The organism is Aurantimonas litoralis, from assembly GCF_026153195.1.
Classification (GTDB): Bacteria; Pseudomonadota; Alphaproteobacteria; order Rhizobiales; family Rhizobiaceae; genus Aurantimonas; species Aurantimonas coralicida.
Genome location: NZ_JAPFBM010000004.1, coordinates 1 through 22434 on the forward strand (window position 1 = coordinate 1; position 22434 = coordinate 22434).

The following is a 22434-nucleotide window of genomic DNA, read 5'->3' on the forward strand; positions in this document are numbered from 1 at the left end:
GCTCTTCAAGCCAGACGAATGCGCCAACTATTTCGCCGCTGCCGGCTATGAACCGGAATAGGCCGGATCTGCTCTAGACAGCCAAGGTTTCCCACGCCTCCATAAAATTTTCGTAGTCCATGCGTAATCGAAGATGTTGTAGTCGAGAAAATTTTTGGAACTGTGTATTCTTATCGTTTGCCTTTGCGCCTATATTGTCCCTGAGGAAATCCAGCGCTTCTATTACGGAGTGTAACCGGTTGCCGTATACCGGCTCGTGATGAGCTACGCGATTTCTGACAGTGTAAACCTTCTCAAGAGCTAATGAAACATCAGATCTATCTAGGTTTTTGTTTGGGAAAACCTTTTTAATACAGGGTTTCCATAGTAAATTAGCGTAATCGGAGGAGAATAGCCTTTTCCACAGATTAAATGTTGTTTGCGACATTACTTGTCCGTGGGTCACACGGAATGTCTTCTGACGAGACTTCGCTCGAGTCGCATGAGTAATATCAGCAGGCACTCCCTTCGGAAAGGCTACTACATCGAGAGCGCGTTTATCATCATAACTTAGTTTAGCATAGTCGGCCTTCTGTGCATGCCGAATTGCGCCTCCGATGGCGTCAGTTTCTCTTGGGAGGAGAGGCACCTTCGCAAGTCCTGATACAAGCCATTCCTTGTCGCCAAACGTTGCTGCAATCTGCGTATCAATGCTGTTGCGTAGAGCCAACTCGAACAGCGCGATCATCGACATGAGGGAGGAGCCAAGCTGCAATGTCTGATTATGGAGTGCGATGGCACGTTCTTTTCGGTCGGTCAGATCCTCGTAGGTTTTTAAACGTTCTCGCGAAATGAAATCGACAATATCCATATGATCCTTATCCCCTTGACAAGCCACCCATCTTTGCCTATCTTCACCCTCGAAAGGCTGGGGATCAGGTCGGCAGTTCTGCTTCGGCAGTTACGGACCCCCCGCCTACTGAAGGAAAAGCCCGCTCGTGTAGCGGGCTTTTTCGTTTGGGCCGTGTATTAGGATGCACCCCCTATAGCTTCCCCAGTTTGCAAGCGGCTTCGTCCGAAACAGAATTGCCAATTCTGTTTAAGTTAGAGTTAGCCTGCAAGAGGCAGCTTCGCCATACCATTTGCGCGACACCGAAGATTCCGCGGTCCACCAGATTCAGCTCTTTCCATGCACTGAAGGCCCGGTTCATTCTGTGGTTCTGCTACCAGATCCGGGAACTCATTCCCCAACAAAGATGATCAGCACGACGAGTGCGGCGATCCAGACGAACAGTCCGAGCCAGCCTGCCATGTTGGACTCGACCAGGATGCTGCCATCGGTTTCGCGTCGGAAGCCGAACCAGTTGAAGCCGCCCTCGCTGCTGCGGAGCGTCTGAACCCTGAGCTTGCCGAAACTCAGGGCGGGCAGGAGGTATCGGGCGGTGGTGTAGCCGACGACGTCGCCGATCATGTCGAACACGGTTGGGTATCCTCATCGCTGGCCGGCAGGCTGGTGGGTTGTCGCCATGGTTCGACAGGCTCACCATGAGGGTGCAGGGGGCGGCGGATGGTTGCGTCAGTCAAGCGTGGCGGGTGGCTGTCGGCGGAGGTCCGGGCAGGTGCGAGTGGCGGCGAGGGCGGGGAGGCGGTGGTAGCGCCGGGCGATCAGCGCTTCCTTCTTGGCGCGGGTCCAGCCCTTGATCTGCCGCTCGCGGGCGATGGCGTCGAGCATGCGATCGTAGGTTTCGGTGAAGACTAGGACGACGGGGCGGCGTTTGCGCGTGTAGCCATCGTAGAGGCCCTCCTTGTGCTCCCACAGCCGGGCTTCGACCGGCTGCTTCGTGAGGCCGGTGTAGTAGGAGCCGTCGGCGCAGCGCAGGATGTAGACCGTGGCTTCGAGCGGCATGGGCTGGTCCCGGTCTGGTGGCGGGGGCGCTCGGGGGAGCGCTTCGGCGTTGATCCTTCGACAAGCTCATCCTTCGACAAGCTCAGGATGAGGGATCTGGCGGGGCGAGGCAATCGGGATCTGGACGGTGGTGCGTCACCCTCGTGGTTCGACAGGCTCACCATGAGGGTGAAGGGGACGGTGTGCCGGCTCTGGCGGCCTGCGCGGTTCGCGTCTGGACGATAGACGAGGGGCGGGGAAGGCCGAGGGCGCTGCCAGCGTGCCAGCGTGCCAGCATGCCCGGGAGCCCGGGAGCCCGGGAGCCCGACGTAACCGAACGTCGCCGCTTCGTTTCAATGGGCGGCGTGAGCCTGCTGAGGTCTACTTGCGCTGCCAAGTGTGCTGCTGCGGACCGCACTGCGGCCGACCGCATTGCTGAAAGGTCGCCAGCGTTGACCTGCATGCAATTACGCCAAGCAATCGCGGTCCGCGGGATCGTTCCGTGTGTGGCAGCACCTGTCAGCTAGGCGCGACGGTTTCGGAACCCCTCATGGTGAGCCTGTCGAACCACGAGGGGTGCCCGGCGCCTCAGCTGTCCATCTTCAAAGCGGCGATGAAGGCTTCCTGGGGGATGTCGACCTTGCCGAACTGACGCATGCGCTTCTTGCCCTCTTTCTGCTTGTCGAGGAGCTTGCGCTTGCGGGAGGCGTCGCCGCCGTAGCATTTGGCGGTGACGTCCTTGCGCAGGGCCGAGATGGTCTCGCGGGCGATCACCTTGCCGCCGATCGCCGCCTGGATCGGGATCTTGAAGAGGTGGTTGGGGATCAGCTCCTTCAGCTTCTCGCACATGCCGCGGCCGCGGCGCTCGGCCTGACTGCGGTGGACCAGCATGGAGAGCGCGTCGACCGGCTCGCCATTGACCATGATCGACATCTTGACGAGGTCGCCCTCGCGGTAGTCGGCCATGTGGTAGTCGAAGGAGGCGTAGCCCTTGGAGATGGATTTCAGCCGGTCGTAGAAGTCGAAGACCACCTCGTTGAGCGGCAGCTCGTAGGAGACCATGGCGCGCTTGCCGACATAGGAGAGGTCGGTCTGGTTGCCGCGCCGCTCCTGGCACAGCTGCAGGATGTTGCCGAGATAGTCGTCGGGCGTGAGGATCGTGGCCTTGATCCAGGGCTCGTGGATCTCGGCGACCTTCATCACATCCGGCATGTCGGCCGGATTGTGCAGCTGGATGGTCGAGCCGTCGGTGAGCTTGATGTCGTAGACCACCGAGGGCGCGGTGGCGATGAGATCGAGGTCGAACTCTCGGCTGAGGCGCTCCTGGACGATCTCCAGATGCAGCAGGCCGAGGAAGCCGCAGCGGAAGCCGAAGCCCAATGCGGCCGAGGATTCCATCTCGTAGGAGAAGCTGGCGTCGTTGAGCCGCAGCTTGCCCATGGCGGCGCGCAGCTCGTCGAAATCAGAGGCGTCGACCGGGAACAGGCCGCAGAAGACGACGGGCTGCGCCGGCTTGAAGCCCGGCAGCATGGACGTCGTCTGGCGCTTGTCGTCGGTGATGGTGTCGCCGACGCGGGTGTCGGCGACTTCCTTGATCGAGGCGGTGATGAAGCCGAGCTCGCCGGGGCCGAGCGCCTCGACCTGGACCATGGCGGGGGTGAAGACGCCGACCCGGTCGACCGGGTAGCGGGCATCGGTGCCCATCATGCGGATGGTCTGGCCCTTCTTCAGCTCGCCGTCGATGATGCGCACGAGGACGATGACGCCGAGATAGGCGTCGTACCAGCTGTCGACCAGCATCGCCTTGAGCGGCGCCTTGCGGTCGCCCTCGGTGGGGGCGGGCAGGCGGTGGACGATGGCCTCCAGCACGTCCTCGATGCCGAGGCCGGATTTCGCCGAGATCATCACCGCGTCGGAGGCGTCGAGGCCGATGACCTCCTCGATCTGCTCCTTGACCTTGTCGGGCTCGGCGGCCGGCAGGTCGATCTTGTTGAGGACCGGGACGATCTCGAGATTGGCGTCGAGGGCGAGATAGACATTGGCCAGCGTCTGCGCCTCGACGCCCTGCGCCGCGTCGACCACCAGCAGCGCGCCCTCGCAGGCGGCCAGCGAGCGCGACACCTCGTAGGCGAAGTCGACATGGCCGGGCGTGTCGATGAGGTTGAGGACGTAGGTCTCGCCGTTCTTCGCCGTGTAGTGCAGGCGGACGGTCTGGGCCTTGATCGTGATGCCGCGCTCGCGCTCGATATCCATCGAGTCGAGGACCTGGGCCTTCATGTCGCGCAGTTCCAGCCCGCCGGTGGACTGGATCAGCCGGTCGGCAAGGGTCGATTTCCCGTGGTCGATATGGGCGACGATCGAGAAATTGCGGATGTGGTCGAGGGGCGTATTCGCGGGCATGGTGCTCATGTCGCGCGATATAGAGATTTGTAACGGTTCTTGGAAGCGCCGTTTCGCATGGACGGCCAGCGGGCGGGCGGATGTGGCCACGAAGGCGCGGCGGCGGACACCGAGAGTGCCGCCGCCGCCAAGCTCAGGATGGGGCGTTCCGCCTAGTCGCAGATGGTGACCGGGCCGACATCGACGCAGCCCCTGCGGCGATCCCGCCGCCGCCGACGCCGCCTGCGCCGCTCGCGCCGCCGCCGCCTGCGCAGGTCCCGCCGGCGTTCGCGCCGGTTCCGCCGCCGCCGACGCCGCCGCCGACGCCTGCGACGCCGATCGTCGCGGCGCTGGGCGACCTCGTAGCTGCCATCGTCCTCCCCGTCGGGCAGGTCCGGATCCGGATCGGGCTCCGCCGCATCGGCCGGGGCCGTCAGAATGACCGTCGGGGCGACGAGCGCCAGACCGCCGGCCACGCCGAGACCGATCAGGAACCGGCGGCGCGACGGCTCGACGGTGTCCTCATCGGGTGGCCCGGCATCACGCCGTCCGGCTCCGTATTTCCAAAACATCCATTGCATGCTGTCCTCCAAGTCGACGCCGCATGGCGCCGCGCTGCCGGCTTCGAGCATGACCGGTGCGGCAATCCGGTCGGCCGGGCAGCCCTGCCAGAAGGAAAACATAGATGTATGAGAGATATGGTCCAGTCAAAAATGTCATATTCTGACGGATATGCTCGCGGCGGTGGCATTTTATTCCGCAGGGGAATGTCAGTGATTGCTGCGATGTTGTGTGGCGGAGCGTCGATTCTGGGCCGTCGCGCCGGCAATTGCGGCGTTCCGCGCCGTGCGGGCGGCGGCTGATGGCGCAGGAGATCGAGCGCAAGTTCCTGGTGGCGCATGCCGGCTGGCGGGCGCTCGCCACGGGGTCGGCGCAGCTCGAGCAATTCTACCTGTTCAGCCGGGAGGGCGCGTCGGTGCGGGTGCGGATCAGCGACGGGGCGCGGGCGCGGCTGACGATCAAGATCGGGCGGGACGGGCTGTCGCGCGGCGAGTTCGAATACGACATCCCGCTGCAGGACGCGGTGGAGCTGCGCGAGAGCCGGATCGGCAAGCTGGTGGAAAAGACCCGCCATATCGTGCCGCTGGCGGGCGGCTGGCAGGTGGAGGTGGACGTCTTCGCCGGTGCGCTGGACGGGCTGGTGATGGCCGAGATCGAGCTGAAGACGGCGGACGACGCGCCGCCGCTGCCGGATTTTCTCGGCCGCGAGGTGACGGGCGATGCGCGCTATTTCAACTCGCAGCTGGCGCTGGAGGGAATGCCGCCGGCGCCGGATTGACGCCGGGCCGGCTTGGCAGACGGCGGCCCGGCGCCATCTTGGCCAAGGCGCGTCCGGCGTGGTCGGCGCGCCGCAGATCCCATTCGAAGGTGCAGATGCCATGGCCTACAAGCTCGACCCCGCCGCGCCGCTCGATGCCGAGTTCCGGCGCATCGCCGGCGAGCAGCTACGCCGGGCGGAGCGGGTGCTGGTGGCGGCAGACGGCGACCCGAATGCCGCCGTGCACGAGGCCCGCAAGCGGTTGAAGAAGCTGCGCGGGCTGACGCGGCTGGTCCGCGATGCGCGGCCGGCCTTCCATGCGAAGGAGAATGCCCGCTACCGCGACCTGGCGCGGAGCCTGTCGGGGGCGCGCGACAGCGGCGCGCTGGTGGAGGCGCTCGACCGGCTTGCGGATCATTACGGGGCGGAGGTGGCGCCGGCGGTCTTCGAGCATGTGCGCAGCGAACTGATGGCGCGGCGCGAGGCGGCGACGACGCGCGATCTCGGCTCGGCGATCGAGGCGGCGGCGCGCAGCCTCGGGGCGGCCCGCCACAAGCTCGACGGCTTCGTCATCGCCCCCAAGGACAGGGCGGGCGACGCGGCGACGATCATCGCCGAGGGTTTTGCCCGCACCCATGACCGTGCGCGGTCGGCGCTGGCGACGGCGCGCAAGGAGGGCGACGACGAGGCCCTTCACGAGCTGCGCAAGCGGGTCAAATATCACTGGATGCATCTGCGGCTGATCGCACCGCTGTGGCCGGACGCGATCGCCCCGCTGACCAAAGCCGCCAAGGCGATCGCCGACGGGCTCGGCCTCGACCATGATTATTCCGTGATGCGCCAGGAGATCGCGGCGACGCCTGAGGCCTTCGGCACGCCGCGCGAACTGGCCGTGCTGGCGGCGCTGATCGATCGCCGGCAGGCGGAATTGCGCGTCGCTGCGCTCGATACGGCGCGGCGGCTCCTCGCCGACGATCCGGATGGCGTAAGGAGGCGGGTGAAGCGGCTGTACCGGGCCGGGCCAGTTCGAGGGGCGAGCGATCCCGGCGCGCCGGTCGCCTCGCCGCTGGAGGTCCTGCGTCAGGCGGAGTGATCGCAGCAAGGGGCAGGAGGCCGACGGACGTCATTGCGCGGTAGCGGCTGGGTGTCAGGCGGCGCCCGGTTTCGCAGATGTGGCGGCGCGGTTCGAAGGACAATGCCCGATCAGGCGATCCGTGCCCGACGCAAAAAGGGCCGCCGGATCAACCGGCGGCCCTTCGTTCATGCGGGAGCGTCGAGGCTTACTGCTGGCCGACGGTGATCCGCGTCTCGTCTTCGAGCTCGGGATACTGATCGTCGTCGAACTCGCTCAGCGCATCGATCTGGCTCTCGGTGACGTTCGGCGCGATCATGCCGCGGTCGGTCGCCATGAGCGAGGACAGCGGGATCGCCACTTCCTTCTCGCCGAGGCCGAGGAAGCCGCCCGAGCCGATGACGGCGAAGAGACGGTTGTCGACCTTCACGATCTCCTGGATGTCGCCGAGGACTTCGCCATTGGCGCCGATAATGTCGTAGTCGGTGACTTCCTCGACGGTCATCTCACGCTCGCTCGAAGAGCCCGGATTGATCGCCATGGTCTCGTTGTCGGTCGCCGAGCGCTCGCCTGCCGTCTCCTCGGAGGTCACGCGCTCCTGGCGGTCCTGGCTGGCGGCGTTGCCCTGCTGCTGGCGATCCGCAGCGGTGTCGTCCGAGCCGTCCATCGGCGAACCATCGGCGTTCTGATAGATGATCTTCGGCTCACCCTTCTCCTGGTTGACGGAGACCTTGGCGTCGTCGCTCTGATAGCGGATCTGCGGGCGCTGCTCGGACTGGCGGACCTGAACATTGGCGTTGGCCTGGTCGACCGTGACATTGGCCTGCTCGTCGCCATCGTCCGAGGTCTCGACCGCGGCATTGCCGGAATCATCGACGGAGACCCGCGGCTCGCCCTGGCTGACCGAGACTTCCGGCTGCGCCATCTCGACATCGACATTCGGGTCGGGCATGCGGACGGTGATGGTCGGCTGCGGAATGTCGACGCTGATCGTCGGCGCCGGCTGGTTCACCGTGATGGTCGGCTGCGGCTGCGAAACCGAGACGTTGGGATCGGCCTGGTTGACCTGGACGTCGGGCTCCGGAACGTCGACCTTCACCGCGGGGGCATCCGGCTGGACAACAACGTCAGCGGTGGAATTTGCGTTCTCGCTGTTGTTGTCCTGAGCGAAAGCGGTGCCGGTCAGTGCCGAGCCTGCAAGAAGAGTGACGACGAAAATATTACGCATGTAATATTACCTTTCTATTCGATTGGTAACATAACGAAATCTCCGATTGAGATCCCGCTTGCTGGATGATGGCAAAACGGGGGCAGGACCAGTCTGTTCCGTTATTCGTTTTTCGGTTTTTGTAGCCGCGACGTGAAAATGGCGTCGCTGACCCGTGGCGACCTGTCCGGGGAGGGCGCGGCCGGAGCGGCCGTCCCGTGCTGCGGACAGCGCCGCGACCGACCGTCCGACCCGAGCGACGAACCGGCGCCGGACAGAGGCGAGCGGGCCGGGCCGATTCTGAGGGACAGGGTCGCCGATCCTCGGTCGTGTCCTAGCTGGAATGGCCGCGAAACCGAGGCGAAGGGAAAGGCGCGCCATGAGACAGACCGGTCTGACCATTGCCGTTGCCCTGACTTTGGCGCTCGGCGTGATGACCCTGCTGCCGCTTCTGGAAACCAATGCGTGGTGGGTGCGCTACCTCGATTTCGTTCGCCTGTATGTCGGGGGTGCGCTGCTCGTGCTGATCGCCCTCCTCGGCGCCACCAGGGCCTGGCGGTGGCGAACGGGGGCGGCGATCATGGCTATCTGCGGGGTGCTGGCGGCGCTGCATCTCGCCAAGCTGCATGTCTATATGCCGGTCGTGGCGCCCATGGCCCCCGCTTCCCCCACCTGTCCGTCGGGCTCGGGGCTTTCGGTGATGGTAGCGAACGTCAAGAAGGGCAACCGCGACTTCGCGGCCTTCCGCGACGTGGTCACCGACGCCGACCCGGACATCCTGCTGGTCCTGGAAACGGACCAGTGGTGGGACACCCAGCTGGCAGCCCTGCAGGACCGCTACCGGACCAGTATCGAGAGCGTGCCGCAGGCCGTCGAATATTACGGCCTGCATCTGTTTTCCAAATATCCGCTGGTCGATCCGGCGGTGGAATTCTGGTTCGAGACCGGCACGCCGAGCGTGACCGCCGATATCACGCTGCCGGCCGGCACGGTCCGCTTCATCGGCATTCATCCGCGGCCGCCGCAATCCTTCGAGCATTCCACCGCCCTGCGTGACGGCACGATGGCGCAGGCCGCCCTTGCGGCGGCCGACTCGACCATGCCGACGATCCTGGCCGGCGATTTCAACGCCGTGCCCTGGGAGCGCACCTTCCGCCGCATGCTGCGGGTGGGCGGGCTGCTCGATCCGCGGGTCGGGCGCGGCTATGTCGCGACCTATGATGCGGAAAGCCCGATCCTCGCCTGGCCGCTCGACCATATCCTGTTCCAGGACGCGATCGGCCTGCTCGGCTTTTCGTCGCTGCCCAATGTCGATTCCGACCATTACCCGGTGATGGCCGAATTGTGCCTGGCGCCCGACATGGCGGCCCGGCAGGGCGCCCCCGCCGAAGAGGACGGCGATCGGGAGGAACTGCGCCGGACGATCGAGGCCGCGCACGACCGCGCGGCGCAGATGTAGGCCGCTCAGCGGGGCCGCCATCGCGGAGGGGCCCCGGCGCACGGGGCCTGCCCGGTGAGGCACGATGAAAGGAGGCCCCATGCTGGGCTTGCAGGATGCATCGATCTGGCTCGTGGGCGGCGCCTTTCTCGCCGCGGCCGTGGCCATCGGCTTTGCCGGGTTCCGGCTGTCCTATGTGGCCGACACGCTGGCCGACCGGACGGGGATGGGCGAGGTGGTGGCCGGCGCGCTGTTCGTCGGCGCGGCGACGTCGCTACCGGGGGCGATCACCTCGATCTCCACCGCCATGCAGGACGCACCGGGCCTCGCCGTCGGCAACGCGCTGGGCGGGCTGACCGCCCAGACGGCCTTCATCGCCATCGCCGACCTGTTCTATCGCCGGGCCAATCTCGAACATGCCGCCGCCAGCGTGACCGGGCTGGCGCAGGGCGTCCTTCTGGTGGTGCTGCTGACCATTCCGCTGATCGCCTCGGCGGAGCCGCCGGTGACGATCTGGGGCGTGCATCCGGCCTCGGTGGTGATCCTGATCAGCTATGCCTTCGGCCTGAAGCTGCTCTCCGACATCAAGGACGACCCGATGTGGAAACCGGTCCAGACATCGGAAACCCGGGAATCGCTGTCCGACCCGGAGGAGGGCGAGGATCGCGAATCCGGGCGCTCGCTGTGGGGCCGCTTCGCGCTCTATGCCGGGATCACCGCGGTGGCCGGCTACGTCATCGGCGAGGCGAGCCTTGCGCTCGTCGACATCACCGGCCTGTCGCAATCGGCGGTCGGCACGATCTTCTCGGCCGTCGCCAATTCGCTGCCGGAACTGGTCACGGCGATCGCCGCGGTGCGGATCGGCGCGGTGAGCCTTGCGGTGGGCGACGTGATCGGCGGCAATGCCTTCGAGGTGATGTTCCTGAGCGCCGCCGACTTCTTCTATGACGGCTCGATCTATGCGGCGATGGAGCCGCAGGACCGGACCACGGCGATCATCGCCATGCTGATGACCGGCGTCCTGCTGCTCGGGATGCTGCGGCGCGAGCGCACCGGCCCGGCGGGGATCGGCTTCGAGAGCGTGCTGGTGCTGCTGCTCTATGCCGGCTCGGTGGTGCTGATCTTCCTGTGATCGCTGGCCTGGGGCGCGCGTTCGGACCGGCCGCCGGAGGGCGGCGTCCGGCGGGGTGCCGGCGGGGGCATTTCCTCGGCGGCGCTTAGCCGGCATAAAGCGGCCGAACGACACTGGGAGCCCATGACATGATCGACGCCTTCATCTGCGACTATATCCGTACCCCCTTCGGCCGCTTCGGCGGCGCCCTGTCGGGGGTTCGCGCCGACGATCTGGGGGCGGTGCCGATGGCGGCGCTGATGGAGCGCAATGGCGGCGTCGACTGGGAGGCGGTGGACGACGTGTTCTATGGCTGCGCCAACCAGGCCGGCGAGGACAACCGCAACGTGGCGCGCATGTCGCTGCTGCTGGCCGGGCTGCCCACCAGCCTGCCGGGCGTGACGCTGAACCGGCTCTGCGGCTCGGGCATGGACGCGGTGATCACCGCGGCGCGGGCGATCCGCTCCGGCGAGATGGAGATCGCCATTGCCGGCGGCGTCGAATCCATGTCGCGCGCGCCCTTCGTCATGCCCAAGGCCGAGACGGCCTTCTCGCGCAATGCGGCGATCTACGACACGACCATCGGCTGGCGCTTCGTCAATCCGCTGATGAAGGCGCAATACGGCGTCGATTCGATGCCGGAGACCGGCGAGAACGTGGCCGCGGATTACGGCGTCACCCGCGAAGCCCAGGACGCCTTCGCCGTGCGCTCGCAGCACAAGGCCGCGGCGGCGCAGGCCTCGGGGCGGCTCGCCCGCGAGATCACGCCGGTGACGATCCCGCAGCGCAAGGGCGACCCGGTGGTGGTCGACACCGACGAGCATCCGCGCGGCGACACCACGGTGGAGAAGCTGGCCAGGCTGCCGACGCCGTTCCGCAAGGAGGGCGGCACGGTGACCGCCGGCAACGCCTCGGGCGTCAATGACGGCGCCGCGGCGCTGATCATCGCCTCGGGTCCGGCGGCGCGCCGCTACGGGCTGAAGCCCATCGCGCGCATTCTCGGCGGGGCGACGGCCGGCGTCTCGCCGCGGGTCATGGGCATGGGGCCGGCGCCGGCCTCGCAGAAGCTCTGCGCCCGGCTGGGGCTCAACCCGACCGATTTCGACGTGATCGAATTGAACGAGGCCTTCGCCAGCCAGGGCATCGCGGTGCTGCGGGAACTGGGGATTTCCGAGGAGTCCGAGCATGTGAACCCGAATGGCGGCGCCATCGCCATCGGCCATCCGCTCGGCGCCTCGGGGGCGCGGATCACCGGCACGGCGGCGCTGGAGCTGTCGCTGACCGGCGCCCGCCGCGCCCTGGCGACCATGTGCATCGGCGTCGGCCAGGGCATCGCCATCGGCCTCGAGCGGGTCTGACCGTACGACAGCGACGGCGGCGCACGCGCCGTCGCACTCCGCCCGCGGCGGCAATGTCCGGAGCCCATGGGGCGGGTCGTCGCGGATGGTGGCCGCCGCAGCGGCCGCATGTTGGCGGCCATTGCCGGGCTGTGCTCCCGGCGCAGCGTCATGGATCAAACCGGCCGGATCGACAAAGATTCGCCCGGTCCATGCGCAGGTTTTTTAACAGATTTCCGCGCAACTGGTCCTTGCGACGATGTTCAGGGCGCAATCATATCATAGTATTACTATGTCGTTGGTTGCAGGTGCATGCAATTCTGCGTGGTGAGATTCCCCGATTACTCAGTCGTCCTTAGTATGGCCGCAGGGGAGCGCCCGATGCAGTACGTGACGAAAGCCGGAATCCGCAGCCTGTCGGTCGTGCTGGGCCTTGTGGCCTTCGGCCCCGCGGCCTCGGCGGACAGCTTGCGCATCGGCGGCACCGGCGTCGCGCTGGGCGGGATGAGCCTGCTCGCCGAGGCCTTCGAAGCGGCGCATCCCGACAGCGAGATCGAGGTCTTGCCGAGCCTGGGCAGCAGCGGCGGCGTCAAGGCGCTCCTGGCCGGGGCCATCGACCTGTCGGTCAGTTCGCGGGCGCTCAAGGACGCCGAGACGGAACAGGGCGCCATCGCGCGGCTCTATGCGACGACCCCGCTGGCGGTCGTGACCTCGACCGGAACCGATGCTGAGGCGGTGACGACGCCGGACCTCGCGAAGATCTATGCCGGCACGCTGCGCGAATGGCCGTCGGGCGAGGCGATCCGGGTGGTGCTGCGGCCGGAATCGGAATCCGACACGCAGATCCTGCGCGGCCTGTCCGACGACATGGCCGCGGCGGTCGACGATGCGCTGAAACGGCCGGGCCTCGTCAGCGCCACCAACGACCAGGAAAATGCCGAGACGCTGGAGCGCCTGCCCGGTTCGGTCGGCGTCATCGCGCTCGGCCAGATCGCCACGGAAGGCCGCAAGCTGAAGGTGCTGGAGCTCGACGGCATCCGACCGACGCCGGGCGCCACCGACGCGCGCAGCCAGCGGCTGATCAAGAGCCTCTATATCGTCAGCACCGCGCAGACCGCGCCGGCCGCCGAGGCGTTCCTCGACTTCGTCTTCTCGCCGGAGGGCCGGGCCATCCTGGCGGCGAACGACCACACGCCCGCCGAGTAGCCGCCGATGATGTCGCAGCCCACCGAACGGAACGTGATCGCGCCGTCGATGCTGCGCTTCACGACGATGCTCGCGCTGGTCGTGTCGGTGCTCGTCGCCGTGGTGCCGCCGGCGCTGCATTTCTACTACGGCCTGCATTATGCCGAGGGGAGCCTCGCCGCCGAAGCCCGGCTGAACTCGCGGCTGGTGTCGCAGATCGTCGGGCGCAATCCGCAGATGTGGCAGTTCGAGACGCTGCGGATCGACGAGATGATCGCCTTTACCGACGCGACCATGACCAAGACCCTCCTGAATGCCGAGGGCGGGGAGGTGACCCGCATGGGCGCCGCGGCGCTGCCATGGCCGACGGTCACGACCGCCCACCCGGTCTATGATTCCGGAGCGGTGGCCGGCCGCATCCTGATCACCCAGAGCCTTTTCGCGCTGGCCAAGACCTCGGCCCTGCTGTTCCTCGTCTGCGCGGCCGGTGCGCTGGGGGTGTTCTTCGCCCTGCGCACGCTGCCGCTGCGGCTCCTCAGGCGGGCGGCGGACCGCGCCTCGTTCCTGGCCAGCCACGATCCGCTGACCCAGCTGCCGAACCGCTCGCTGTTCAACGAATGGCTGGTGCGATCGGTGGCCGACGTCGACCGGCAGGACGGCAGCATGGCGGTGCTGTGCCTCGACCTCGACCATTTCAAGGAGGTCAACGATCTCCTCGGCCACGCGGCCGGCGACGAATTGCTGCGGCAGGTCACCGAACGGATGACGGCGACCCTGCGGCGCAACGACGTCCTGGCGCGGCTGGGCGGCGACGAATTCGCCATCATCCAGAAGCATTTCGCGCAGCCGGCCGGCTCGGCGCGCCTCGCCGAACGCCTGATCGAGGAGCTGTCGAAGCCCTTCGACCTGTTGGGCAACGAGGTGATGATCGGCGTCAGCGTCGGCGTGGCGCTGCGCCGCGACCCCGAAGACCGCGACGGGCAGGACCTGCTGCGCCAGGCGGACATGGCGATGTACCGCGCCAAGAACGACGGGCGCGGCACGTTCCGCTATTTCGAAGAGGCGATGAACGACCGGCTGGTGGCCCGCAAGACGCTGGAGCTGGCGCTGCGCCACGCCATCGCCCGCAACGAATTGCATCTGCACTACCAGCCGCAGATCGACATGAAGACCAACAGCGTGAAGGGCGTCGAGGCGCTGATCCGCTGGTATCGGGGCGAGGACGGGATCGTCCAGCCGAACGACTTCATCCAGCTCGCCGAGGAGACCGGCCTGATCATCCCGATCGGCGAATGGGTCATCCGCGAAGCCTGCCGGCAGGCCGGCGACTGGCCGGAGCTGACCTTCGCGGTGAATGTCTCGCCGGTGCAGTTTCGCCACGGCAATCTGGTCGAGACCGTGCGCAGCGCGCTGGCGGAGGCGGGCGTCGAACCGCACCGGCTGGAGATCGAGATCACCGAAAGCGTGCTCCTCACTCATACGGACGAGACCATCGAGACACTGCGGGCGCTGCAGGCGATGGGGGTGCGGATCGCCATGGACGATTTCGGCACCGGCTATTCCAGCCTGAGCTATCTGCGCCGGTTCCCCTTCGACAAGATCAAGATCGACCGCTCGTTCACCTCCGACCTCGGCACCTGTTTCGATGCCGACAGCATCGTGGCGGCGGTGATCAATCTGGGCGCGGCGATGGGCATGGTCTCGAACGCGGAGGGTGTCGAAACCCTCGAGCAGGCGGAATTGCTGCGCGCCCAGGGCTGCAACGAGGTGCAGGGCTTCCTCTACAGCCGCCCGGTACCCTCGGCCTCGATCGCGCAGCTCTTGGCGGACTGGAAGACCAAGGTGGCCGAACTGCAGTCTGCCGCCCCGGAGACCGTGGTCCAGCCCTTCGCGCGGTGCGCGCCCGAGCTGACGCAAGCGAGCTGACGCCGAACCAGGCGGTGCGCCCGGCGTCTCTGCCCAGGGCGGACGCGCGCTGCGCGCAACGCACGCGGACGCGACGAGAACCAGCGGGCGACGTTCAGATCATGGCTTCGGGGAAAGTGGTGCCCAGGGACGGAGTCGAACCGCCGACACTGCGATTTTCAGTCGCATGCTCTACCAACTGAGCTACCTGGGCGCCTGCCACCCGCGACGGCCTCGTGAGGCGTCCGGCGAAAGCTCGGGCCTTATAGAAAAGCTCCCGGCCCCTGTCCAGCGCTCTGTCATCGCAAATGCGAAAAAGTCTGGCGGGGCGTTGCGAACCGGCGTCCGGCCCTTGAGCGACAGGGCGCGGAGAGGGCGTTCGGTCCGAGGAGAACAGGGTTTCGTGACAGCGGGACGACGGTCGCGCCGGTTTTGGCGCGCGGTGTCGATGGGAGCGGGAGACGTTGCAGTGCAAAATCCGTCGGGAAGAGCCGAAATGACGGTTGACGCGCGCGGCGAAATCAAGGAAACAGCGCCCATCGCTGCCGTAGCTCAGGGGTAGAGCACTCCCTTGGTAAGGGAGAGGCCCGGGGTTCAAATCCCCGCGGCAGCACCATTTCTTCAAAAATCACATTGTCTGGGCCAGGTCGCGGTAAAGCTTTGCCACGGCCTGTTCGACGTCGTTCGTCGTGTAGCCGCTGGCGACGCGGGCGCGGGCCGAGGCGCCCATGCGGGCGGCAAGCTCCGGCTCGCTTGCGAAGCGGGCGAGCGCGGCGGCAAAGCCCTGCGAATCGCCGGCCGGCAGGACGATGCCGTCCTCGCCGTCGCGCACGAAATCGCCGCAGCCGGGCACATTCGTGGTCAGGAGCGGGCGGCCGCAGGCCGCCGCTTCGAGGAGCGTGCGCGGCAGGCCCTCGCCGCCGCGCGATGGCAGGCAGGCGACGTGATGGGCGGCCCAGACCGCGGCGACATCCTCGGTGCGGCCATGCCAGTCGATGAAGGGCTCGGCCGACCATTCCGCGAGCGTCTCGGCGGAAAAGGCGCGCGGATTGGACGGGTCGGGCGTGCCGTAGAGCGACAGGGTGACGTCGACGCCGCGGCTCCTGGCGAGGCGCACCGCCTCGACGATGGTGTCGATGCCCTTGGACCACAGCATGCGCGCGACGACGGCGACCTTCAGGGGCGGGGCCGGCGGCAGCGGTGCCTGCGGATAGGCGGCGGGATCGATGCCGGCACCGCCGACGACGAGGATGCGCGGCGAATCGGCGGGCAGGCGGAGGAAGCCGGCATCGCCGGTGTTCTCCAGCAGGAATCGTGTGCGCTTTCCGATGAGGGCGACGCGGATGGTGGCGGCGATGGCGGCGCGGATGGCGCGGCCGGTCGCATCGCTGCGGGCGCCGAGATAGCCGAGGCCTGTGACGGCGTAGATCCGGCGGGAGATGCCGGCGAGGCGGGCCGCGGCGCCGCCGACGAGAATCGAGCGCAGGGCGATGCAATGGACGATCGCCGGCTTCTCACGCTTCAGAATCGCGGTCATGCGCCAGAGCGCCGAGGCGACGGCCTTGATGCCGACCTCGCGGCGTTCGGCCTCGAGCGGCACGATGCGGGCGCCGACCGCTTCGATAGGGCCGGCATGGTTGCGGACCCTGGTGACGACCACCGTCTCGAAGCCAGCATCGCGCGCGGCCCGCGCCATGGGCAGGAAATGCGAGACGAAGAACCAGTCCTCGGTGATGATGAACACCACCTTGGGACGGGCCGGGGTCTTTGTGGTGTCGGCGGGTCTCTCCACGAAACGGCCTTCTCGTGCTATCGCCGCTGGGCGGCAGGATGTGCGGGCCGGGGCCGCGGGTCTCGCCCTTAGATCAGAGCGGCGGTCCGGGCAAACGCCGGTGGCGAGGGCACGGGCTGGGGGCGCGATCGAAGGCCGTGGGGCCGGCGCCGGGACAGGGTGGTGCGCGATGGCTGTGCGATCCGGTCGTTACGGCTGGCGGCGCGGGACGGACAAGCGGGAGACGCGGATGGATTCGCTGAAATTCGGAACGAGCGGGCTGCGCGGACTGGTGAGCGATCTCGTCGGCTGGCCGAGCTTCGGCTACACGCTGGCCTTTCTGCGCCATGTGCGGGCGGGCGATCCGGCGGGCGCGGAGCAGATGGTGTTTTTCGGCCGCGATCTGCGGGCGAGCAGTCCGGAGATCCTCGAGTCCTGCATCGCGGCGGCGCATGCCGCCGGCTTCCGGGCGGTGGATTGCGGCGCGGTGCCGACCCCGGCGCTGGCGCTGGCGGCGATGCACCAGGGCTGCCCGGCGGTGATGATCACCGGCAGCCACATTCCCGATGACCGCAACGGGCTGAAATTCTACGGCCGCGGCGGCGAGATCACCAAGGCCGACGAGACCGGCATCGCGGCCGAGTTCGCGGCCATCGCCGGGGGCGATCCGCGGCCCGGGCCGGAGGCCGGCGGACAGGCGGCGGAACGCGACGCGCTGGCGGTCTTCGCCCGGCGCTATACCGATTTCTTCGCGCCCGATGCGCTGGCGGGGCTGACCATCGGCGTGTTCCAGCACAGCTCGGTGGCGCGGGACCTGCTGGCGGATCTCGTGGCGGCCCTCGGCGGCACGGCAGTGGCGCTCGGGCGCTCCGACGCCTTCGTGCCGGTGGATACGGAAGCGCACCGGCCGCAAGACGTGAAGCAGATCCGCGACTGGGCGGCAAAGGGCCGCTTCGATGCGATCGTCTCCACCGACGGCGATGGCGACCGGCCGCTGGTGGCGGACGCCAAGGGCACGATCCTGCGCGGCGACGTTCTGGGGCTCCTGACCAGCCGGGCGCTGGGGCTGACGACGATCGTCACCCCGGTGACATCGAGCTCGGCGGTGGAGACGTCCGGCATTGCGAAAAAGGTGGTGCGCACGAAGGTCGGCTCGCCCTTCGTCATCGCCGGCATGGCCGAGGCGGCCCAGGCCGGCGCCGAAGGCATTGTCGGCTTCGAGGCGAATGGCGGCCTGCTGCTCGGCTCGGCGGTGACCTGCGACGGGCGCAGCCTGCCGGCACTGCCGACCCGCGACAGCGTGCTGCCGATCCTCGCCACGCTGGCCATGGCCCGGCGGCGCGGCATGGACCTGGCGGCGCTGGTGGCGGAGCTCGACGCCGGTCATGCGGCGGCGCACCGGCTGCAGGATGTGCCGCAGGCGGCGAGCGGCAAATTCCTGGCGCGGCTGGCCGAGGATTCGGAGTTTCGCGCCGGCTTCTTCGCGCCGGCGGGCACGGTGGCGTCGGTCGATGCGCTGGACGGCGTGCGGGTGATCCTCGACGCCGGGCCGGTGGTGCATTTTCGCGCCTCGGGCAACGCGCCGGAGCTGCGCTGCTATGTGGAGGCCGGGTCTGAGGCGAAGGCGGCGGAGCTGCTGGCCTGGGGACTGGCGGCGGCGGAGGCCGAGGTGCGGGGCTGAGGCTCCCGAGCCGCATCGCGGCGCGACGGTCTGCGGCATCGCGACGTCGCTGAACCCATGTGCCTGACGAGCGCGCCGGCCGGGTGACCGGGGCTGCCGGTGACCCGTTCAGGTGCGGAGGGGCCGGGAGGGTCCGCCCGTTGCTCAGCCGCGGGCGTAGATGTCCTCGATGCGCACGATGTCGTCCTCGCCGGTATAGCTGCCGACCTGCACCTCGATGAGCTTCAGGTCGATCTTGCCGGGATTGTGCAGGCGGTGGACGCAGCCGATCGGCAGATAGGCGGCCTCGTTCTCGTGATAGAGGCGGACCTCGTCGTCGATGGTCACTTCGGCGGTGCCGTGGACGACGACCCAGTGCTCGGCGCGGTGGTGGTGGCGCTGCAGGCTGAGGCGGCCGCCCGGTTTGACGCAGATGTGCTTCACCTGGAAACGGTCGCCGATGTCGATGCGCTGGTACCAGCCCCAGGGGCGATGGATGCGCAGATGCTCGCTGGCCTCGCTGCGGCCGGCCTTGCGCAGCTTGGCGACCATGCGCTTGACGTCGGGCGCGGCATCCTTGGCGGCGACCAGCACGGCGTCGTCGGTGGTGACGACCACGACATTGTCGAGGCCGAGAACGGTGGTCAGCACGTCGTCGCTGCGCACGAAGCTGTTGGTCGTGTCGATGGCCGCGACATTGCCCTCGAAGACGTTGCCGTCGGCATCCTTGTCCTTGATCGCATGGAGCGAATCCCACGAGCCGATGTCGGACCAGCCGAAATCGGCCGCCAGCACGCCGCCGAGGCGGGTGGTTTCCATGACGGCGTAGTCGATGGACAGGGACGGCGAGCGGTTGAAGGCGTCGGCGTCGAGGCGGATGAAGTCGAGATCGGTGACCGCGGCGTCGAGGGCGCCTTCGGCCGCGACCAGGACATCGGGCGCATGGGCGCGCAGCTCGTCGAGCATGATGTTGGAGCGGAAGGCGAAATTGCCGCTGTTCCAGACGAAGCCGTCGGCGAGATAGGTCTCGGCCGTGGCGCGGTCGGGCTTTTCGACGAATTTGTCGAGGACATGGGCGCCGTGGCCGAGGGTCTCGGTGCCCGGACGGATGTAGCCATAGGCGGTGGAGGGATGGTCCGGGGTGATGCCCAGCGTCATGATGCGCCCGCCGGCGGCGAGCTGGGCGGCGGTGGCGACGGCGGCGAGGAAGCCGGGCTCGTCGCGGATGACATGGTCGGAGGCGAGCACGAGGCAGGTGGTGCCGGGGGCGCGGCGCTCGGCCATCAGCGCGCCGATCGCCACGGCCGGGGCGCTGTCGCGGCGCTCGGGCTCCAGCACGATGTCGGCGGCGATGCCGACCGCGGCGAGCTGCTCGGCGCAGATGAAGCGGAAATCGTTGTTGGTGACGACGATCGGCCGGGTAAAGCCGTCGCCGGCGACCCGGCGGACCGTCGCCTGGAAGGGCGAGACGCCATCCTCAAGAAGCGCGATGAACTGCTTGGGCATGGTGTCGCGGGAGATCGGCCAGAGCCGGGTTCCGGCGCCGCCGGCCATGATGATCGGCAGGACCTGATCGCGCTGTTCCATGGCTTTCCTCGTCGTATTTGAACGTCCGGCATCGCACAGATGCATGACGGCTGCATGTGCCGGTGATCTGCCGGAACACTGCCCTTAGCTACCATGGCAGAGCAAGCGAGGGGGCGAAAGCCGCGCGGGATGGTTGATGCCGTGCTTCGTACGCGGCGAAGCGCGCGGGTGGCTCGGCGTTTTGACAGGCGTACCTCAAGCGGCTTCTATGCGCCCCTGACGGGCTCCGAGACGGGGCCGGCGGCGCGGGGAGGCGCCGGGAAGGGGGAGGCTTTCGATGAAGACGATGCAGGGGCCGGGGATTTTCCTGGCGCAGTTTCTCGGCGATTCGGCGCCGTTCGACGATCTGAAGTCCATCGCCGGCTGGGCGGCGGGGCATGGCTACAAGGGCGTGCAGCTGCCGACCTGGGACACACGGCTGATCGATCTGGAGAAGGCGGCCGGCTCGAAGGATTATTGCGACGAGATCACCGGCATCTGCCGCGAGGCCGGCGTCGAGATCACCGATCTGTCGACCCATCTGCAGGGCCAGCTCGTCGCCGTGCACCCGGCCTTCGACGAGGCCTTCGACGGCTTCGCGGTGCCGCAGGTACGGGGCAATCCGAAGGCACGACAGGCCTGGGCGGTGGAGCAGATGAAGCTGGCGGCGAAGGCTTCGGCGCATTTCGGCTTCAAGAGCCACGTCACCTTTCCGGGCGCGCTCGCCTGGCCGTTCCTCTATCCCTGGCCGCAGCGGCCGGCGGGGCTGGTCGACACGGCCTTCGAGGAACTGGCGAAACGCTGGGTGCCGATCCTCGACGCCTTCGACGCGGCGGGCTGCGACGTCGGCTACGAGATCCATCCGGGCGAGGACGTCTTCGACGGCGCGACCTTCGAGATGTTCCTCGAGGCCTGCGGCGACCATCCGCGCTGCCAGATCAATTACGACCCGTCGCACTTCCTCTTGCAGCAGCTCGACTACCTTGAGTTCATCGACATCTATCACGAGCGGATCTGCGCCTTCCACGTGAAGGACGCCGAGTTCAACCCGACCGGCCGGCAGGGCGTCTATTCGGGTTACCAGCCCTGGACCAAGCGGGCCGGGCGGTTCCGCTCGCTGGGCGACGGGCAGGTGGATTTCGCCGGGATCTTCTCCAAGCTCGCCGAATACGACTATGATTCCTGGGCGGTGCTGGAATGGGAGTGCTGCCTGAAGAGCCCCGAGCAGGGGGCGGCCGAGGGCGCGCCGTTCATCGCCAGCCACATCATCGAGGTGACCGACAAGGCCTTCGACGATTTCGCGGCGGGCGGCACGGACGCGGCGGCGAACCGGCGCATGCTGGGCATCGAGGGCTGAGGGGAGGACGCATCATGACGAGCGAGGAACAGGACACAGAGCGGCCACGTCGCATACGGCTGGGTATGGTCGGCGGCGGGCAGGGCGCCTTCATCGGCGGCGTCCACCGGATCGCGGCGCGCATCGACGACCGGTTCGAGCTGGTCGCCGGGGCGCTGTCCTCGACGCCGGAAAAGGCGCTGGCGTCGGCGGCCGAGATCGGCCTCGATCCCGAACGCAGCTACGGCTCCTATGTGGAGATGGCGGCGACGGAAGCGGAACGCGAGGACGGCATCGAGGCGGTGGCGATCGTCACGCCGAACCACATGCATTTTCCGGTCGCCAAGACGTTTCTGGAGGTCGGCATCCACGTCATCTGCGATAAGCCGATGACGACGACGCTCGCCGAGGCGCAGGAGCTGGCGGAGATCGCCGCGGCCTCGGGCAAGATCTTCGTGCTGACCCACAATTACACCGGCTATCCGATGATCCGGCAGGCGCGGGCGATGGTGGCGGCCGGGGATCTGGGAAAGATTCGGATGGTCCATGCCGAATATATCCAGGACTGGCTGGCCGACCGGGCCGAGGATACCGGCTCCAAGCAGGCGGGCTGGCGCGTCGATCCGGCGAAGGCCGGCGCCGGCGGCTCGATCGGCGACATCGGCACGCATGCCCACAACCTTGCCTGCTTCGTCACCGGGCTGAAGGTGGAGCGTCTGTCGGCGGATCTGTCGTCCTTCGTGGAAGGGCGCGAGCTCGACGACAATGCGAACATGCTCTTGCGCTTTGCCGGTGGGGCGAAGGGCATGTTGTGGGCGAGCCAGGTGGCGGTCGGCAACGAGAACGGGCTGTCGCTGCGGGTCTATGGCGACAAGGGCGGGCTGGAATGGCGCCAGGAGGAGCCGAACCGGCTGTGGTTCACGCCGCTGGGCGAGCCGAAGCGGCTCCTGACCCGCGGCGGGGCCGGGGCGAACGCGGCGGCCGCGGCGGTCTCGCGCATCCCGGCCGGCCATCCGGAAGGCTATCTGGAAGGGTTTGCCACGATCTATGCCGAGGCGGCGGAGCTGATCCACGCATCGGACGCCGGCCAGGCGCCGCCGGACGGGCTGGCGCTGCCGACCCTGGCGGACGGGATCGACGGCCTCGCCTTCATCGAGGCCTGCGTGGCGTCGTCGCAGAATGACGGGGCGTGGACGGCGCTTTGACGCGCTGGTTGCCCTGCGCCCGCCTGTACGGGCTTTTCCGGGCGACCGGCGGGCGGGACCCGATGGGAACTGACGACATG

At 67.5% G+C, this 22434-nt stretch carries 18 protein-coding genes and 2 tRNA genes; 11 read left to right on the top strand and 9 right to left on the bottom strand.

What is annotated here, in order from left to right; translation table 11 throughout:
* Positions 1-73 precede the first annotated feature (73 nt).
* The 5 genes from N7I30_RS09800 to N7I30_RS09820 form a co-directional block, all read right to left on the bottom strand.
* Complete coding sequence (locus N7I30_RS09800; protein WP_498638498.1) at positions 74-850, bottom strand: hypothetical protein; 777 nt, start codon at positions 848-850, stop codon at positions 74-76.
* 369 nt (positions 851-1219) lie between these two features.
* Positions 1220-1450 carry a hypothetical protein gene (locus N7I30_RS09805; protein ID WP_498639070.1) on the bottom strand — a complete coding sequence of 77 codons (231 nt, stop codon included), beginning with the start codon at positions 1448-1450 and terminating at the stop codon, positions 1220-1222.
* A gap of 105 nt (positions 1451-1555) precedes the next feature.
* Positions 1556-1885 carry a GIY-YIG nuclease family protein gene (locus N7I30_RS09810; RefSeq protein ID WP_498638499.1) on the bottom strand — a complete coding sequence of 110 codons (330 nt, stop codon included), beginning with the start codon at positions 1883-1885 and terminating at the stop codon, positions 1556-1558.
* A 567-nt stretch (positions 1886-2452) separates the two neighbouring features.
* Positions 2453-4264 (bottom strand): translation elongation factor 4, encoded by a 1812-nt coding sequence (lepA, locus tag N7I30_RS09815; RefSeq protein ID WP_024348953.1) that lies wholly within the window; start codon positions 4262-4264, stop codon positions 2453-2455.
* 152 nt (positions 4265-4416) lie between these two features.
* On the bottom strand, positions 4417-4926 hold the full coding sequence (locus tag N7I30_RS09820; protein WP_498638502.1) for a hypothetical protein: 510 nt from the start codon (positions 4924-4926) through the stop codon (positions 4417-4419).
* Positions 4927-5105: 179 nt separating this feature from the next.
* Between N7I30_RS09820 and N7I30_RS09825 the strand changes: the two genes are divergently transcribed.
* Positions 5106-5582: a CYTH domain-containing protein gene (locus N7I30_RS09825; RefSeq protein ID WP_498638504.1), complete on the top strand. Its 477-nt coding sequence runs from the start codon at positions 5106-5108 to the stop codon at positions 5580-5582.
* Positions 5583-5682: 100 nt separating this feature from the next.
* Positions 5683-6654 (top strand): CHAD domain-containing protein, encoded by a 972-nt coding sequence (locus N7I30_RS09830; protein ID WP_498638506.1) that lies wholly within the window; start codon positions 5683-5685, stop codon positions 6652-6654.
* A 187-nt stretch (positions 6655-6841) separates the two neighbouring features.
* Here N7I30_RS09830 and N7I30_RS09835 read toward each other — a convergent pair whose 3' ends face one another.
* Positions 6842-7861: a PRC-barrel domain-containing protein gene (locus tag N7I30_RS09835; RefSeq protein WP_498638508.1), complete on the bottom strand. Its 1020-nt coding sequence runs from the start codon at positions 7859-7861 to the stop codon at positions 6842-6844.
* A 358-nt stretch (positions 7862-8219) separates the two neighbouring features.
* On the opposite strand from N7I30_RS09835, the gene N7I30_RS09840 reads away from it, so the two are divergent.
* From N7I30_RS09840 to N7I30_RS09860, 5 genes are all read left to right on the top strand, one after another.
* Entirely contained in the window at positions 8220-9299 is a 1080-nt protein-coding gene (locus N7I30_RS09840) for an endonuclease/exonuclease/phosphatase family protein (RefSeq protein ID WP_498638510.1), read from the top strand.
* A 79-nt stretch (positions 9300-9378) separates the two neighbouring features.
* Positions 9379-10410: a sodium:calcium antiporter gene (locus N7I30_RS09845; protein WP_024348947.1), complete on the top strand. Its 1032-nt coding sequence runs from the start codon at positions 9379-9381 to the stop codon at positions 10408-10410.
* A 128-nt stretch (positions 10411-10538) separates the two neighbouring features.
* On the top strand, positions 10539-11747 hold the full coding sequence (gene pcaF / locus N7I30_RS09850; protein WP_498638512.1) for a 3-oxoadipyl-CoA thiolase: 1209 nt from the start codon (positions 10539-10541) through the stop codon (positions 11745-11747).
* A gap of 360 nt (positions 11748-12107) precedes the next feature.
* Positions 12108-12932 (top strand): PstS family phosphate ABC transporter substrate-binding protein, encoded by an 825-nt coding sequence (locus N7I30_RS09855; protein ID WP_498638514.1) that lies wholly within the window; start codon positions 12108-12110, stop codon positions 12930-12932.
* A gap of 6 nt (positions 12933-12938) precedes the next feature.
* Entirely contained in the window at positions 12939-14837 is a 1899-nt protein-coding gene (locus N7I30_RS09860) for a putative bifunctional diguanylate cyclase/phosphodiesterase (RefSeq protein ID WP_498638515.1), read from the top strand.
* Between the two features lie 117 nt (positions 14838-14954).
* Here N7I30_RS09860 and N7I30_RS09865 read toward each other — a convergent pair.
* A tRNA-Phe gene (locus tag N7I30_RS09865) sits at positions 14955-15030 on the bottom strand.
* 327 nt (positions 15031-15357) lie between these two features.
* On the opposite strand from N7I30_RS09865, the gene N7I30_RS09870 reads away from it, so the two are divergent.
* Positions 15358-15432 (top strand) — tRNA-Thr (locus tag N7I30_RS09870).
* A gap of 12 nt (positions 15433-15444) precedes the next feature.
* Here the strand turns inward: N7I30_RS09870 and N7I30_RS09875 are convergent.
* Positions 15445-16608 carry a glycosyltransferase gene (locus N7I30_RS09875; RefSeq protein WP_498638517.1) on the bottom strand — a complete coding sequence of 388 codons (1164 nt, stop codon included), beginning with the start codon at positions 16606-16608 and terminating at the stop codon, positions 15445-15447.
* 229 nt (positions 16609-16837) lie between these two features.
* On the opposite strand from N7I30_RS09875, the gene N7I30_RS09880 reads away from it, so the two are divergent.
* Positions 16838-18268, top strand: coding sequence for a phosphomannomutase (locus N7I30_RS09880; RefSeq protein ID WP_498638519.1), 1431 nt, complete (start codon positions 16838-16840; stop codon positions 18266-18268).
* 144 nt (positions 18269-18412) lie between these two features.
* Here the strand turns inward: N7I30_RS09880 and N7I30_RS09885 are convergent, their stop codons facing one another.
* Positions 18413-19834, bottom strand: a complete 1422-nt coding sequence (locus N7I30_RS09885) for a mannose-1-phosphate guanylyltransferase/mannose-6-phosphate isomerase (protein ID WP_498638521.1) — start codon at positions 19832-19834, stop codon at positions 18413-18415.
* 277 nt (positions 19835-20111) lie between these two features.
* Here N7I30_RS09885 and N7I30_RS09890 point away from each other — a divergent pair, with 277 nt between their 5' ends.
* Complete coding sequence (locus tag N7I30_RS09890) at positions 20112-21170, top strand: sugar phosphate isomerase/epimerase family protein (RefSeq protein WP_498638523.1); 1059 nt, start codon at positions 20112-20114, stop codon at positions 21168-21170.
* A gap of 14 nt (positions 21171-21184) precedes the next feature.
* The gene (locus N7I30_RS09895) at positions 21185-22354 is read left to right on the top strand and encodes a Gfo/Idh/MocA family protein (RefSeq protein ID WP_498638525.1); all 1170 of its coding nucleotides are present in this window, start codon (positions 21185-21187) and stop codon (positions 22352-22354) included.
* Positions 22355-22434: the final 80 nt, after the last annotated feature.

Bases quoted from the DNA above. Each gene is read 5' to 3' on its own strand.
- N7I30_RS09800 (WP_498638498.1), bottom strand. From the start codon at position 850: ATGGATATTGTCGATTTCATTTCGCGAGAACGTTTAAAAACCTACGAG.
- N7I30_RS09805 (WP_498639070.1), bottom strand. From the start codon at position 1,450: ATGATCGGCGACGTCGTCGGCTACACCACCGCCCGATACCTCCTGCCC.
- N7I30_RS09810 (WP_498638499.1), bottom strand. From the start codon at position 1,885: ATGCCGCTCGAAGCCACGGTCTACATCCTGCGCTGCGCCGACGGCTCC.
- lepA (WP_024348953.1), bottom strand. From the start codon at position 4,264: ATGCCCGCGAATACGCCCCTCGACCACATCCGCAATTTCTCGATCGTC.
- N7I30_RS09820 (WP_498638502.1), bottom strand. From the start codon at position 4,926: ATGTTTTCCTTCTGGCAGGGCTGCCCGGCCGACCGGATTGCCGCACCG.
- N7I30_RS09825 (WP_498638504.1), top strand. From the start codon at position 5,106: ATGGCGCAGGAGATCGAGCGCAAGTTCCTGGTGGCGCATGCCGGCTGG.
- N7I30_RS09830 (WP_498638506.1), top strand. From the start codon at position 5,683: ATGGCCTACAAGCTCGACCCCGCCGCGCCGCTCGATGCCGAGTTCCGG.
- N7I30_RS09835 (WP_498638508.1), bottom strand. From the start codon at position 7,861: ATGCGTAATATTTTCGTCGTCACTCTTCTTGCAGGCTCGGCACTGACC.
- N7I30_RS09840 (WP_498638510.1), top strand. From the start codon at position 8,220: ATGAGACAGACCGGTCTGACCATTGCCGTTGCCCTGACTTTGGCGCTC.
- N7I30_RS09845 (WP_024348947.1), top strand. From the start codon at position 9,379: ATGCTGGGCTTGCAGGATGCATCGATCTGGCTCGTGGGCGGCGCCTTT.
- pcaF (WP_498638512.1), top strand. From the start codon at position 10,539: ATGATCGACGCCTTCATCTGCGACTATATCCGTACCCCCTTCGGCCGC.
- N7I30_RS09855 (WP_498638514.1), top strand. From the start codon at position 12,108: ATGCAGTACGTGACGAAAGCCGGAATCCGCAGCCTGTCGGTCGTGCTG.
- N7I30_RS09860 (WP_498638515.1), top strand. From the start codon at position 12,939: ATGATGTCGCAGCCCACCGAACGGAACGTGATCGCGCCGTCGATGCTG.
- N7I30_RS09880 (WP_498638519.1), top strand. From the start codon at position 16,838: ATGGATTCGCTGAAATTCGGAACGAGCGGGCTGCGCGGACTGGTGAGC.
- N7I30_RS09885 (WP_498638521.1), bottom strand. From the start codon at position 19,834: ATGGAACAGCGCGATCAGGTCCTGCCGATCATCATGGCCGGCGGCGCC.
- N7I30_RS09890 (WP_498638523.1), top strand. From the start codon at position 20,112: ATGAAGACGATGCAGGGGCCGGGGATTTTCCTGGCGCAGTTTCTCGGC.
- N7I30_RS09895 (WP_498638525.1), top strand. From the start codon at position 21,185: ATGACGAGCGAGGAACAGGACACAGAGCGGCCACGTCGCATACGGCTG.